This window comes from Marinimicrobium agarilyticum DSM 16975, from assembly GCF_000423345.1.
Lineage (GTDB): Bacteria > Pseudomonadota > Gammaproteobacteria > Pseudomonadales > Cellvibrionaceae > Marinimicrobium > Marinimicrobium agarilyticum.
In genome coordinates this window covers 23,131-37,862 of sequence record NZ_AUHU01000009.1, presented here as the reverse complement: position 1 = coordinate 37,862, position 14,732 = coordinate 23,131, and the positions used below count along the sequence as shown (strand labels likewise).

Annotated in this window: 10 protein-coding genes; 8 read left to right on the top strand and 2 right to left on the bottom strand. The window is 61.5% G+C overall.

Annotated elements, in window-relative coordinates; all coding sequences use genetic code 11:
* The 3 genes from G547_RS0110735 to G547_RS0110725 all read left to right on the top strand — a co-directional run bounded on the left by G547_RS0110735 (window position 1) and on the right by G547_RS0110725 (window position 6,067).
* A complete protein-coding gene (locus tag G547_RS0110735) occupies window positions 1–2,544 on the top strand; it encodes a glycoside hydrolase family 9 protein (protein WP_036188124.1) in 2,544 nt (847 codons plus the stop codon).
* Window positions 2,545–2,796: 252 nt separating this feature from the next.
* On the top strand, window positions 2,797–4,620 hold the full coding sequence (recQ, locus tag G547_RS0110730) for a DNA helicase RecQ (protein ID WP_027329863.1): 1,824 nt from the start codon (window positions 2,797–2,799) through the stop codon (window positions 4,618–4,620).
* A gap of 181 nt (window positions 4,621–4,801) precedes the next feature.
* On the top strand, window positions 4,802–6,067 hold the full coding sequence (locus tag G547_RS0110725; protein ID WP_027329862.1) for a Dol-P-Glc:Glc(2)Man(9)GlcNAc(2)-PP-Dol alpha-1,2-glucosyltransferase: 1,266 nt from the start codon (window positions 4,802–4,804) through the stop codon (window positions 6,065–6,067).
* A 33-nt stretch (window positions 6,068–6,100) separates the two neighbouring features.
* Here the strand turns inward: G547_RS0110725 and G547_RS0110720 are convergent, their stop codons facing one another.
* Window positions 6,101–6,970: an SDR family oxidoreductase gene (locus tag G547_RS0110720; protein WP_036188121.1), complete on the bottom strand. Its 870-nt coding sequence runs from the start codon at window positions 6,968–6,970 to the stop codon at window positions 6,101–6,103.
* 74 nt (window positions 6,971–7,044) lie between these two features.
* Between G547_RS0110720 and G547_RS0110715 the strand changes: the two genes are divergently transcribed.
* The 5 genes from G547_RS0110715 to G547_RS0110695 all read left to right on the top strand — a co-directional run bounded on the left by G547_RS0110715 (window position 7,045) and on the right by G547_RS0110695 (window position 13,074).
* Complete coding sequence (locus G547_RS0110715) at window positions 7,045–7,989, top strand: hydrogen peroxide-inducible genes activator (protein WP_027329860.1); 945 nt, start codon at window positions 7,045–7,047, stop codon at window positions 7,987–7,989.
* A 12-nt stretch (window positions 7,990–8,001) separates the two neighbouring features.
* Window positions 8,002–10,092, top strand: coding sequence for an ATP-dependent DNA helicase RecG (gene recG / locus G547_RS0110710; RefSeq protein ID WP_027329859.1), 2,091 nt, complete (start codon window positions 8,002–8,004; stop codon window positions 10,090–10,092).
* 316 nt (window positions 10,093–10,408) lie between these two features.
* Window positions 10,409–11,809, top strand: coding sequence for an HDOD domain-containing protein (locus G547_RS0110705; RefSeq protein WP_027329858.1), 1,401 nt, complete (start codon window positions 10,409–10,411; stop codon window positions 11,807–11,809).
* A 69-nt stretch (window positions 11,810–11,878) separates the two neighbouring features.
* Window positions 11,879–12,655, top strand: a complete 777-nt coding sequence (locus tag G547_RS0110700; protein ID WP_027329857.1) for a 2-keto-4-pentenoate hydratase — start codon at window positions 11,879–11,881, stop codon at window positions 12,653–12,655.
* Window positions 12,652–13,074 carry an acyl-CoA thioesterase gene (locus G547_RS0110695; RefSeq protein ID WP_245573463.1) on the top strand — a complete coding sequence of 141 codons (423 nt, stop codon included), beginning with the start codon at window positions 12,652–12,654 and terminating at the stop codon, window positions 13,072–13,074. The genes G547_RS0110700 and G547_RS0110695 overlap by 4 nt, the downstream gene beginning before the upstream one ends.
* A gap of 367 nt (window positions 13,075–13,441) precedes the next feature.
* Here G547_RS0110695 and G547_RS0110690 read toward each other — a convergent pair whose 3' ends face one another.
* Complete coding sequence (locus G547_RS0110690) at window positions 13,442–14,707, bottom strand: dicarboxylate/amino acid:cation symporter (protein WP_027329855.1); 1,266 nt, start codon at window positions 14,705–14,707, stop codon at window positions 13,442–13,444.
* Window positions 14,708–14,732 lie beyond the last annotated feature (25 nt).

Here is a 14,732-nt window from a genome sequence, read left to right as displayed (position 1 = left end):
ATGCAGTTTCCAACATCGCATCGGCAAAACACGCTCGCCCGCGTGATCGGTCAATCCATCGCGGGTTCGCTTCTTATCGGTTCCGCTGCCTTGGCGCATGCCGAGGTCGGCAACCCCCGCGTTAACCAGGTGGGTTACCTGCCCAACGGTGAAAAAATCGCCACCTATGTCAGCGACAGCGAGGTCGCCGAAACCTGGCGCCTGTACCGGGACGGAGAGCTGGTCGATCAGGGCAATACCGTGCCCATCGGCACCGACGCCGCCTCGGGTGACAATGTGCATCAACTCGGGTTCACCGACGTGACCGAGGAGGGCGACGGTTATGTCTTGATGATCGGCGCGGATGAAAGCTATCCATTTTCCATTTCCGCCGACAACTTCACCGCGCCCATGTACGACGCGCTGAAATATTTTTACCACAACCGCAGCGGTATCGAAATTGAAACCCAGTACACCGGTGGTGGCAACACCAGCTATGAACCGAGCGCCGAGTGGTCTCGGCCGGCGGGCCACATCAACCAGGGCGTAAATCAGGGGGACTACGATGTGCCCTGCTGGGAAGGCACCTGCAACTATTCACTGGATGTGATCAAAGGCTGGTACGACGCCGGGGACCACGGCAAGTACGTGGTGAACGGTGGCATTTCCGCCTGGAAGCTGCTCAACATGTACGAGCGCGCGCAATACCTGGGCGACAACGAAGCACGTTTCGCCGACGGTGCGCTGAACATTCCCGAGAGCGGCAATGGCATTCCCGATCTGTTGGACGAAGTGCGTTGGCAAATGGAATTCCTGCTGTCCATGCAGGTGCCTGAGGGCGAAGCCAAAGCGGGCATGGCGCACCACAAGATGCACGATGTGGGCTGGACCGGCCTGCCGCTTGCCCCCCATGAGGACAGCAGCCAGAGAGCACTCGTACCGCCCAGCGTCACTGCGACCCTGAACCTGGCGGCCACCGCTGCCCAATGCGCCCGTATCTGGGACGGCATTGATGATAGCTTCGCGAGCCAGTGCCTGAGCGCCGCCGAGCGCGCCTGGGACGCGGCACAGGCCAACCCGGATGACATCTACACCGGCGGTTACGATAACGGCGGCGGCGCCTACGGCGATGAGGTCGCGGCGGACGAGTTTTACTGGGCCGCGGCCGAACTCTACATCACCACCGGTGATGAGCGCTATCTGCCGACTCTGAACAACTACGAGCTTGAACGGACCGACTGGGGCTGGCCCGACACCGAGTTGCCCGGCGTCATGTCCTTGGCCACCGTGCCCGCTGCCCATACCCAAGCCCTGCGTGCCGATGCCCAGCAGCACATCATCAACGTGGCGGATAGCCATTTGGGCACCATCGACAGCACCGGTTACCGGATTCCCAATACCGACGAGGAGTTCTACTGGGGCTCCAACAACGTCATCGCCAACAAGCTGTTCCTGCTCGGCCTGGCGTACGACTTCACCGGCAACGATCAATACGCCCGGGGCGTCAACTTCGGTATCGACTACCTGTTCGGCCGCAACACTCTGTCTTTCTCCTTCGTCTCCGGCCATGGCGAAGACGCCCTGACCGAACCACACCACCGCTTCTGGGCCGGCGCCCTTGACGGCAGCTACCCCTGGTTGCCACCCGGTGCCCTGGCCGGCGGTCCCAACGACGGCTTGGAAGACAGTGTCTCCGCTGCAGCTCTGGGCGGCTGCGAAGCCAACCCGGCCACCTGCTACATTGACGACATCGAAGCCTGGTCCACCAACGAAATCACCATCAACTGGAACAGCGGCCTGGCCTGGGTCCTGGCCTTCCACGACGACTACGCCGAAGGCGGCAGCAGCGCCTCAAGCTCCTCGGTCTCATCGAGTTCAGCGGTCTCCTCCAGCGCCTCCTCGGTGGCCAGCAGCGTGAGCTCCAGCGTCTCGAGCCGCATCAGTAGCTCCGCCGCCTCCAGCGTGTCCTCTTCAGAGCCGACCACCGGCCAGCAATGCAACTGGTACGGCACCCTCTACGAGCTGTGCGACAACACCGCCAGCGGCTGGGGCTGGGAAAACAACCAGAGCTGCATCTCCCCGAGCACCTGCGAATCCCAGCCCGAGCCCTACGGCATCGTCGGCGGGTCCGTAAGCTCCAGCTCCCAAGCCCAATCCAGCAGCAGTGAAGCCGGCGAAAGCAGCTCCATCGCCAGCTCGGTGGCGAGCTCTGCCGTCAGCTCCGTGGCCAGCTCTGCTGCCTCCAGCGCACCGGCCGGCGAGTCCCAGTGCGAATTCGTCATCAGCAACGAATGGAGCGACGGCTACACCGCCGCCATCCGCATCAGCAACGAGGGCAGCCAGGCCATCAACGGCTGGAGCGTCAGCTGGAACTTCACCGACGGCGCCAGCCTCACCAACAGCTGGAACGCCCAGGTCTCTGGCAGCAACCCCTACACCGCCACCGACATGGGCTGGAACGGCACGGTACAGCCGGGCCAATCCGTCGAGTTCGGCTTCCAGGTCAGCAAAGGAAGCGGCGGCTCCGCCGAAGTGCCCGAGGTGACGGGTGATGTGTGTGATTAATTCAAGGAAGTAACTTCAAAGTTGGCAGAGAGGCCGGGGGAGAGGCACACCACTTCAGGACCGTGGAGCGCGGGATTCGCGATTCGAGCCTACATGGACGTATTCACGGCGTGTCCTGAAGTGGTGTGCCTCTCCTCCGGCCGCCCCTCTACAAGGTCCCCTCACCCAAGAAGCCCTGCCCTTCAAATAACCCCCGCCACTTGGCACCTCACCCACTGGCTTTGACCCAGTCGGCCCCGTATACTTCTCGCCATGCAAAACCCTCAGGACATCCTCCAGCACGTCTTCGGCTACCACGACTTCCGCGGCCAACAGGAACAGATCGTCAACGCCCTCATCGACGGACAAGACGCCCTCGTCCTCATGCCCACCGGCGGCGGCAAATCCCTCTGCTACCAGATCCCCGCGCTCGCCCGACCAGGCACCGGCATCGTCATATCGCCGCTCATCGCCCTCATGCAAGACCAGGTCACCGCCCTGCGCGAACTGGGCGTAAGAGCCGGCTTCCTCAACTCCACCCTGGCCTACCCCGATGTCATCGACACCGAACGGGCATTGCTGGACGGTGAACTCGACCTGCTCTACATCGCCCCCGAGCGCCTGATCCAGCCCCGCACCCTCGACCTGCTGCACCGGGCCGACATCGCCCTGTTCGCGATTGACGAAGCCCACTGCGTGGCCCAGTGGGGTCACGACTTTCGTGCCGACTACCTGCGCCTGGACCTGCTCCACAACGACTTCCCCCAGGTGCCGCGCATCGCCCTGACCGCCACCGCCGACATGCGCACCCGGGAAGAAATCATCGAACGGCTGGAACTGGGTGAAGCCAACCAGTTCATCGTCGGGTTCGACCGGCCCAACATCCAGTACCGGATCCAGCAAAAAGACAACCCGCGCCGCCAACTGCTCGGCTTTCTGAAAGACGAATACCCGCAGCAGTCCGGCATCGTCTACTGCCTGTCGCGCAAAAAAGTCGAACAGACCGCCGAATGGCTGACCCGCGAAGGTTTCAATGCGCTGCCCTACCACGCCGGCCTCTCCCCCCGGCTCAGGGAGACCCACCAGAGCCGCTTCCTGCGCGAGGACGGCATCATCATGGTGGCCACCATCGCTTTCGGCATGGGCATCGACAAACCCGACGTCCGCTTTGTGGCCCACCTGGATCTGCCCAAAAGCATCGAAGCCTACTACCAGGAAACCGGCCGGGCCGGGCGCGACGGCCAGCCCGCCACGGCGCTGCTGCTCTACGGGCTGGAGGATGTGGTCAAGTTGCGCCAGATGATGGCCGGCTCCGAAGGCAACGAACAATTCAAACGCATGGAGCAACAGCGCCTCAGCGCCATGCTCGGACTGTGTGAAATCACCAGCTGCCGCCGACAGACCCTGCTGCGCTATTTCGGCGACACGCTGGATGAAGCCTGCGGCAACTGCGACACTTGCCTGATTCCACCCCAGACCTGGGATGCCACCGAAGCGGTGCAAAAGGCATTGTCCTGCGTCTACCGAACCGGCCAGCGCTTTGGCGTGACCCACATCGTCGATGTGCTGCGCGGCAGCAGCAACGAAAAAGTGCTGACCCAGGGGCACGACAAGCTGTCCACCTACGGTATCGGCAACGACCTCAGCGCCGATGAATGGAAAGCCGTGCTGCGCCAACTGGTGGCGGCCGGCTACCTGGATGTGGACCCCGAGGGCTTCGGTGGGCTGCAACTGACCGAGAGCTGCCGCCCGATTTTGCGGGGGGAGCGGGCCGTGCATTTACGCCGGGACACGCGTACCCGCAAACCGACCACCACGCGCACAGCGCGCCGCCCCGATGCGGACATTCCCGAGGCGGACCGTCCCCTGTGGGAGGCGTTGCGGGCCTGCCGTCGGCGCCTGGCCGAGGAGCACGGCGTGCCGCCCTATGTCATTTTCCACGATGTGACTCTGCGCGACATGCTCGAGCAGCGCCCCCGGCACGAGCAGGATTTGCTGGCCGTCAGTGGTGTGGGTGATAGCAAGTTGGAGCGTTTTGGGACAGACTTTCTGGAGGTGCTTCGGTCCTTCGAGGAAACGGGCGCCCTCGTTCAATGATTCGGTAAAGCCCGCGATTAATTCGGTGCCAACCTTCGGTCTTAGAGTCGGAAAAACCTTTTGAGGGGCCGAAAACTTTGATTCAGTTCCCAAAAAGGCGAGCCCAGTGGCGTAGACTATCGCTCCTGTATTCGGTCCATCACCCTTAAAACATTCGATAATAAAATCAGGTGCCGCTCTTATGGAAGAGTCCGCTATTCGCAAAGTCTCCGTTGCGCCCAATACGGAACAAACCGTGCACACTGCCCTGCTGGTCCTCGCCGGTTGCACGCTTGGCTATTCGCTCTCCTGTATCCTCGGTGGCCCCGCTTCCGATGAAGGCTTCCACGCTCCGCAAATCTGGCACTATTACACCGGCGGTACGGAGCATTTCGACAACATTACAGTGCCCACCACCTATCACTATGTGATCGGGTTTGTAATGCGGCAACTCGGCTATTACCACGATTACCTGTTGCGGCTGGTCAATCTTATGGTGGCCCTGTGCGTGCTGCCGGTGTTCTACCAGTCGGTGCGTCGCTACCAGCCCGGCCATGCCAGCGTGCGCACCCTGCAACTGTTCTACGCCCCGTTAATGTTTCCGTATTTCTTTATGATTTATACGGATTTATGGGCGTTGCTGTTTGTCGGCACCTGTTTTTATCTGACGCTCGGACGGCATTACCTCCTGGCGGGTGTGGCGGGGCTCGGCGCGGTCCTGTTGCGTCAGGATTCAATCATCTGGGTGGGGCTGGCCTACTTGCTGGTAGCCACGGAAGACCTGGAATTTCGCCGGCCTCTGCCGATCAGGCGCCTGCTGGGCAACGCCCTCAAGCGCGGCGCTCCGCTGGCGCTCCTGTTGTTACTGTTCGTCGGCTTTGTGATTTACAACGGCGGCGTCGCCGTGGGGGATCGATCGGCCCATCAGATCTCTCAATTCAACATCAGTAACCTGTATGTGATGCTGACCTGTGCCTGGCTGCTGTTTTTCCCCTTGTGTATTCAACAAATTCCCAGAATTCTCGCGCTCCGACATAACGTCAGAGCCAGGCTCTGGATTGGTCTGGCGGTGCTGGGGGGCTTTCTGGTTTACATGGGGACGTTCAGCAACCCACACCCCTACAACAACACCCTCTTTCACTTCTTTATGCACAACGGCTTGTTGTACTTGATGTCGGAATACGTGGTGTTCCGGGCGCTGCTGTACATTCCCATCGCCTGGATGGCGCTGACCCTGTGTGTGATGCCCTATCCGGACAAGCGCTGCTATTGGCTGTTGCTGGTCGCGCCCATCGCGGTGATCAGCCACCCGCTGATCGAGCCGCGCTACTATTTTCCGATTTATCTGCTGGTTCAGATGTGGCGTCCGGCCATGAACATGACCGCCGAGTGGTTTACCCTGGGCTACTACATGCTGGGGGCGAGTTTCATCATGTACGGCACCGTGACCGGATGGTTCTTTCTCTGACCGCTTTCAATAGCGCCAAAGGGTGACCCAGCACTAGAAGCCTTCCTCCGCCAGCAGCGCTTTATACCCGGCCCGGTAATCGGGGTAGAGAAATTCGTAGTCGGTATCCCTGAGTCGGCGGTTCAGGCAACGCTTACCCTGGCCGCCCTCGTCTGGGGCGAAGCGCGCTTTGTCGACTTTCAGATGCATGGACAACCAGTTGACCACCTCCGCCATCGGGGCGGGCTCGCAATCGCTGGCCAGGTACAGGGGCGCGACGGATTCTCCCAGGCGGTGGCGTTCGATCAGGTGGGCCATCACCCCGGCGCAGTCTTCGGCGTGAATGCGGTTGGTGTAGCGTCCGCTCAGGGTGGCCCGCCCGCGCCGGACCTGGTCCAGCAGGCGGTTGCGCCCCGGCCCGTAAATACCGCTGAAGCGCACAATGCAGTGGGCAAAACCACTATTGGCAATGACCCGTTCGGCCTCCAGCAACCGCTCGCCGCTGGCGCGGTTGGGCTCAGTGGGGCTGCTCTCGTCCACCCATTCGCCCTCGTTTTGACCGTAAACACCGGTGCTGGACACATACAGAATCAGGCGGGGCGTTTTCCCCACGGCTTTCAAGCCGGCCGCCAGGTTCTCACAGGTCTGAACGTAAGCCCGGCGATAGCCCTCATCGCCTCGCTCCGAGGGCGTCATGGTCACGACAATCACATCGAACCCGGCGGCGAGTATCTGTTTCATGGCCTCGGGGTCGGCGGTGTCTGCCGCGTGGTAACGCAACGTTTCGGTGTCCGCGGGCGGATGGCGGCGCAAGCCGGTCGCCTCGTAACCCTTGGGTGCCAGACGATGGGCCAATCGGCGACCGAGGTCGCCGCATCCCACCATCAATAGTTTTTCGCTATTTACCTTTGCGTATCCGATCATAAAAGGGCAAACTTGTCTCGAATTGAACCGGCGGCCCAACGGTGTCGCCTGGGCCTCACTGGGACTGGAACAGCATGACCTTAACAGAACTGCGCTACATCGTAACCCTCGCTCAGGAGCAGCACTTCGGCCGAGCGGCGGAACGCTGTTTCGTCAGCCAGCCCACCCTGAGTATTGCGGTGAAGAAGCTGGAGGAGGAACTCGGAGTGGCGCTGTTTGAGCGCTCCAAGTCCCGGGTTCAGGCCACGCCCCTGGGTGAGAAAATCGTCGCTCAGGCCAATCTGGTGCTCGAGCAGACCTCGGCCATCAAAGATATCGCCAACGCCGGCAAGGACCAGCTCAGCAGTCCCCTGCATGTGGGCGCCATTTTCACCATTGGCCCTTACCTGTTGCCGCATTTTATTCCCGAACTGCAGAAGATCGCGAGCAAGATGCCGTTGTATGTGGAAGAGGGCTATACCGCGACCCTGCGTCAAAAGCTGCGCAAGGGCGAGCTGGATGTGATTATCGTCGCGCTGCCCTTTACCGAGGCGGATGTGGTGACTCAGCCGCTGTTCGACGAACCGTTTGTCGTGCTCCTGCCCCACGATCACCCCCTGGCGAAGAAAAAAGAAATCGACCCCAACGACCTGGATGATCACAACGTCCTGTTGTTGGGTGAGGGGCATTGCTTCCGGGATCAGGTGCTTGCCACCTGCCCGAACCTCCAGTCCTCCATGGAGGATCCCCACGGCCGTATCCGCACCGCTTCGGAGGGCAGCTCCCTGGAAACCCTGCGCCACATGGTGGCTTCGGGGCTGGGCATCACCATCCTGCCCATGTCGGCGGCGCTCAGCGCCAATTACACGCCCAACCTGCTGGTTACCCGGCCCTTCTCCAAGCCCGCGCCCAGCCGCACGGTGGCGCTGGCCTGGCGCGCAAGCTTTCCCCGCTACAAAGCCATTGAAGCGCTGCGCAAAGCCATCAACATGTGCCGCCTGAGCGACCCTGAAGACACGCCCGCCAAAGCGAGCCAATAGGGAGCCGCGGGCGTGACTGGGAACGCCACCAACCTCGATCGTATGCCGGTCACCGCCCTCAAAGGGGTGGGGCCACGGCTGGCCGAAAAACTTGGCAAAATCGGGTTGAATACGCTTCAGGACGTGCTATTCCACCTGCCTCTGCGCTACCTGGACCGCACCCGGGTCACACCCATCGGAGCGCTGCAGCCCAACGTCAATGCGGTGATCGAGGGGGAAGTGCGGGCCGCCGATGTGGTCTACGGTCGGCGCCGCAGTCTGGTCTGTCGGCTACAGGACGGCACTGGCACCATCACCCTACGGTTCTATCACTTCTCGGGGGCCCAGAAGCAAAGACTGACCCCCGGTACCCGCCTGCGCTGTTTTGGCGAGAGCCGACGTGGCGCTTCAGGGCTCGAGTTCTACCATCCCGAGTACGAATTTCTTGACGGCGCCGACGCCGTCCCGCTGGAGCAACGGCTGACGCCGGTGTACCCGGCCACCGAAGGGCTGACGCAGCCCCGTCTGCGGGCATTGGCGGAGCAGGCGCTCACTTGGCTCGATCGCCACGCTCTGAGCGAGCTGCTGCCCGAGCAGATGCGACGAGCACTCGATCAGGTCTCCCTCGCCGATGCGCTGCGCTATGTCCATGCGCCGCCCCGCGATGCCAACGTCGAACAGCTGATGGCGGGTGAGCACCCCTACCAGCAGCGGCTGGCATTTGAAGAATTGTTGGCCCATCACCTCAGCCTGTTGCTGCTGCGCCGCCAGACCCAGGCCGAAGGCGCGCCGGTGCTGAAACCGGACACGGCGCTGCAACAGCGTTTTCTCAAGGCGTTGCCCTTCCAATTGACCGGCGCTCAACAACGGGTGGGCGCCGAGATCGCCCAGGACCTGGCGAAGCCCCTACCCATGTTGCGCCTGGTGCAGGGCGATGTGGGCTCCGGCAAAACCCTGGTTGCCGCGCTGGCGGCCCTGACGGCGGTGGCCAGTGGCTATCAGGCGGCGATCATGGCGCCCACGGAAATTCTGGCCGAGCAGCACCGCAACAATTTTGGTGCCTGGCTCGAGCCGCTGGGCATTGAGTTGGGCTGGTTGACCGGCCGACTGACCGCCGCCCGGCGGCGCGCGCAACTGGAGCGTCTGGCCAGCGGCGAGGCGCAAGTGATTGTGGGCACCCATGCGCTGTTTCAGGAGGGGGTTCAGTTTGCCAACCTGGGCCTGGTGATTGTGGATGAGCAACACCGCTTCGGGGTGCACCAGCGCCTGGAGTTGCGCCAGAAGGGCAGTCGCGGCGGCCTGCGCCCTCACCAGTTGATCATGACCGCCACGCCCATTCCCCGAACCCTGGCCATGAGCGCCTATGCGGACCTGGATACGTCAGTGATCGACGAATTGCCCCCGGGGCGTACTCCGGTCACCACCGTGGTCATCGGCGAGCAGCGTCGCCCCGAGGTGATCGAGCGGGTCAGTCGCGCCTGCGAGCAGGGGCGCCAGGCCTATTGGGTCTGCACCCTGATCGAGGAGTCGGAAACCCTGGCCGCTCAGGCGGCCGAAGCGACGGCGGAAAACTTGGCGGCGGCACTGCCGCATCTGCGCACCGGGCTGGTCCACGGTCGGTTGAAAGCCAAGGAAAAAGAGGCGGTCATGGCGGCCTTCAAAGCGGGCGAGATTGATCTTCTGGTAGCCACCACTGTGATCGAAGTGGGGGTGGATGTACCCAACGCCAGCCTGATGATCATCGAAAACCCCGAACGATTGGGTCTGGCCCAACTGCACCAGCTGCGTGGTCGGGTCGGCCGCGGTGCCCAGGCCAGCCACTGTGTGCTGCTCTACGGCTCGCCCCTGTCGCGCCAGGGTAAGGAACGACTGGGTGTGATGCGCGATACCAGTGACGGCTTTCAGATTGCCGAGCGCGATCTCGAACTGCGCGGTCCGGGGGAAGTGCTTGGCACCCGGCAGACCGGGGATATGCAATTCAAGATAGCGGACCTGCAGCGCGATGCCGAATTGTTGCCCGGGGTCCAGCAGGGCGCGCGGCAGTTGCTGGAGCGTTACCCCGCCCTGTGCAATCCGATCATGGAGCGTTGGTTGGGTGAAAATCGTCGCTACCTTCGTGTCTGAGCTCGAGTCGGAATGTCGGTATTGACCCGGTGCAGAGGGCAAGCGCTCTGCGAAAACGAATGTCAAAATGTGCGTCAATCGACACCGGGGCGACGTGCATCAGCTAAACTGTCATTGTAAAAATGCTCGCGACGCCCGGTCTTGCTTGGGGTCGCCAAAATAAAACGCTTGATCATGGCCAGCGCTTCTTACACACTGTTTGTCATGAAAGGGTTGTTTTATTTGGCGACAATGGCCGAGTCAGAACCTCTGATCAGAACTTCTGAATAGTCTGAACAAAAAAGACGGGCGTCTGTTGAACAAAAAGGAGTCAAACGTGCCGCTACCTTCCAGCGTAGAATCTCTGCTGAACAGCCAAAATATCCACTACGACCTGGCGTTGACGCCGGTGGATGCCAATAATCAACTCCTCTGGCACGATCAACACCTGCGCAATGTCGGCGCCGCCAAAGCGGTACTGCTGGAAGACGAGAAAGGACGCATCCTGGCGGTGATTTCCGCCGACACCCTGCTTGATCTGAACGCCGTCAATCGCCAGCTGGGCCGGGAGCTGCGGGCCACCAATCAGGACGCGGTGCGCCAGTTCTGCGATACCCACAGCCTGCAGTCAGTGCCGGCGCTGCCCAAACTGGCTGGCCTGCCCACTCTGGTAGACAAGCAGTTGCTGAAAAAGGAGAGCCTGCTGCTCGACTCCGGCGACGATGCTCAACTGCTGCACCTCAACCGCGAGGATTTCCAGCAGGTCCTGGAAGATGCGCTGATCTGCGATATTGCCACGCCGCTGGATACCCTGGAGAAGGATATCAATGCCGAGCGGGACGAAGAACAGATCATGGGAGCGGTGCGCAGCTTCACTCAGTTGCGCATCAAACAGCGGCTTGAAGAGACGTTGGAGCTGCCTCCGTTGTCCGAAACCGCGCAGCGGATCATCAACCTGCGGGTGGACCCGAACGCGGACATCAGCGACCTGGCCCAGGTGGTCGAAACCGACCCCAGTCTCGCCGCTCAGGTCGTCAGCTGGGCGGCCTCGCCCTATTACTCCGCGCCGGGCAAAATCAAATCCATTCACGATGCCATCGTGCGTGTGCTCGGGTTCGACATGGTCCTCAACCTGGCCCTCGGCCTGGCACTGGGACGCAGCCTGTCCATGCCCAAAGACGGCCCCGAGGGTTACCTCGGTTACTGGCAGAAATCCGTTTACACCGCTGCCACCATCGAGGGGTTGGTGACCGCCATCCCGCGCGAGCGGCGGCCGACCTTTGGGATGGCTTATCTGTCCGGGCTGCTCCACAACTTCGGCTTTCTGATTCTGGCCGAACTGTTTCCGCCCCACTTCAGCCAGTACTGCCGCATGGCCGAGGCCAACCCCCACAGCACCCACCAGCCCATCGAGCGCCACCTGTTGGGAATTACCCGCGAGCAACTGGCCAGCACCCTGATGTCGCTCTGGTCCATGCCGGAGGAGGTCGTGGTGGCGCTTCGCCATCAGAGCAACCCGGATTATCAGGGCCAGCATCACCAATACGCCAAGCTGATCTATGTTGCGGAGCGATTATTGTTGCAGCAGGGAATAGGACTGGGGCCCAAGCTGGAAATTCCTGAGCGGGTGCTTGCCGACCTGCACCTGGACCGGGAAAAAGCCGAGGCGACAGTGGTCAACGTCATTGAGTCCCTGGACGATCTGGATCATATTGCTTTACAGCTCAGCCCCCGCTAAACACCGTCGCCACCATCATTAGCGCGGGGCCAACCAACACGGTGGCCCGAACACCCGAGAGATGACGCTATGTTGAACCCGCCCGGGGTCGCCAAGGCGGCCCGCATTCTGGCAGAGAGGCGCCGCAGCGGTGTCCAGGCTGAGCGATTGCCCGAGGACTGCCGCCCTGCTGATCTGGATTCCGCACTGGCGATACAAAGTGAAGTCACGCGCGATCTGGGCGCGAGTATTGGCGGCTGGAAATGTTTGCAGCCGCCGCCGGACCGTCTGGTGGTGGCACCCATCCACCATCAGGACATCCACCGGGAGGCCCCCGTGTCGGTCTGGGCCCCCGAGGGCCACGCCCGCATTGAACCCGAGTTGGCCTTTGTCTTGGGCCGAGATCTTCCCGCTCGCGCCGAACCTTACACCCAAGAAGAGGTGGATGAGGCCGTTGCTCACACCCATCTGGTGCTGGAGCTGATCCACAGCCGCTACTCCGATCCCGCCGCGGCGGAGTTCCCCGAAATGCTGGCGGATGGCCTGCTCAACCAGGGTCTGTTCGTCGGCCCAGAGGTGGACCCGGACATGGCCCGGGAGGCGAGTGAACTCACGATCACCCTGAGCACCCGCAGCGCCGCGCCGGAGGTCCATCAGGGCCGCCACCCCAACACCCATCCCCGAGCCCCGCTGTACTGGCTGGTCAACTTTCTGCGCGAGCGGGGCGAGGGAATCAAGGCCGGTGAATTCGTGATTACCGGCTCTTACGCCGGCGTATTGGAAGCGCCGCTGGAAGAACCGGTGCGGGTGTTGTTCGGGGAGCTCGGCGAGTTGAGTGTGTCATTCAAAGCGAGGATTCAGTCGTGACGGACCCGAGCCAACGGCCGGAGCTGCCGGAAGAACCGCATTTTCAATGCGAGATCCCCATGCGCTGGGGCGATATGGACGCCCTGGGGCATCTGAACAATACGCTTTATCTGCGCTATTGCGAGGAGGCCCGCTTTCTGTGGTTGTCCGCCGCTGGCGTGAAAATGACGCCTGAGAGTTACCCGGTGGTGATTACGGTGGGCTGCACTTTCCTGCGCCCAGTGGTCTACCCCGCGACGATGCGGCTCGACTGCTACGCGGTGGACCCGGGCCGTTCGAGTTTTATGGCGTATTTCCGGATGTTCACCGAGGAGGAGCCAAACAAACCCTGCGCGGAAGCCCATTCAAAAGTCGTCTGGGTCGGCGCCGACGGCAAATCCCGCCCCCTCCCCGACAAAGTCCGCGCCTGGTTCGATTGATACTCCCATAGTGCGGAGTTAATGGGTCCGGTTCGGGGTGAGGTGCACTCTTCCCGGACACGCCGTAAATACGTCCCTGTAGGCTCGAATCGCGTGTCCCGCGCTCCACGGTCCGGGAAGAGTGCACCTCACCCCGAACCTCAGCGCCAATTTTGACCTGTGGGAGCAACTGACCCAAGCGTGTAAAAGTGAATTCGATGGCACTGAGGCCCAAGGTGGGGTACACCCGTTGTAGACTCTCTGAGGCATGGATGCCGATGAGAAGCCCCCATGGATGGGTTCACGGCGGGTCTACAACGGGTGTACCCCACCTTGGGCCGGACTTGGCTCTAACCCCCATGGCAGGTGCGCCTGCGGCTTACCAGCCCTACGTGTTATCAGACTCCAAAGGCCGCTCAAACTGCTTGCGATCCAGCATCCCCTCGCTATTGGCCACAATCGTCGACACCATCGCATCCCCGGTCACATTCACCGCCGTGCGAACCATATCCAACAGACGATCCACACCGATAATCAACGCCACACCCTCCACCGGAAGACCCGCTTGCTTGAGCACCATCGCCAAAGTAATCATCCCCACACCGGGCACCCCGGCGGTACCGATCGACGCCAGTGTCGCCGTCAGCACCACCATCAGATAACCGCTCAGACTGATATCAATCCCATACACCTGCGCGATAAACGCCGTCGCCACCCCCTGCATGATCGCCGTGCCATCCATATTGATGGTCGCGCCCAGTGGGACGGTGAAAGAGGCTACGCGGTTGTCCACGCCCAGGTCCTTCTCCACGGTGCGCAGTGTTACCGGAATTGTGGCGTTGCTCGATGCGGTGCTGAAACCAAAGACCATGACCGACCACATCTTGCGAAAAAAGGTGGTCGGGCTTAGGCGGGTGAACGACTTGAGCAGCAGGGAATAGGTGCCTAACCCGTGCAATAGCAGCACGAATAACAGAGTGAAGAAATAAAGCGCCAAGTCGGCAATCGCTTGCCAACCCAGGTTGGCAAACAACTTGGCCAGGAGACAGAACACACCGTAGGGAGCCAAATGCATCAGGATCATGACCAACTTCAGAATCACCGTATTCAGGTGATTGAAAAACTCCTGCATGTAGTGGGAGGCTTTGTGGTCGCTTTGGGAAATGGCCAGGCCCAGTAGCAGGGCGAACACAATGATCTGCAGCATATTGCCTTCGGCCATTGCCTCCACCGGGTTACTGGGGAAAATGTTCACCAGCGTGTCTTTGATCGAAGGGTTGTCGGTGGGCGAGAAGTTCTCCACCTCTCCGGGCATGTCGATACCCTCACCGGGTTTCACCAGTTGGCCAATGCCCAGGGCGAGGGTGATAGCCACTGCCGTGGTGGCCAAGTATAACCCTATCGTCTTACCGGCCATGGCTCCCATGCGACTGTGTCCACCGAGCGCGGCGCTGCCGCACACCAGAGAAACGAATACCAGGGGCACGACCAACAGCGTCAGCGAGCGGACGAACACCTGCCCGATGCCATCGAACAGCCCCCGGGCCAGCCAGGCGCGCAGGAAATGCTCCTCAGAGGGGGCGATCAGATGAATCAGGACGCCGGTGGCGACGCCCAGAACCATGGCGAGCAGAATGCGTTTGGTCAGGCTCATAGGAAGCTCTTTTATCGGTGTTGTT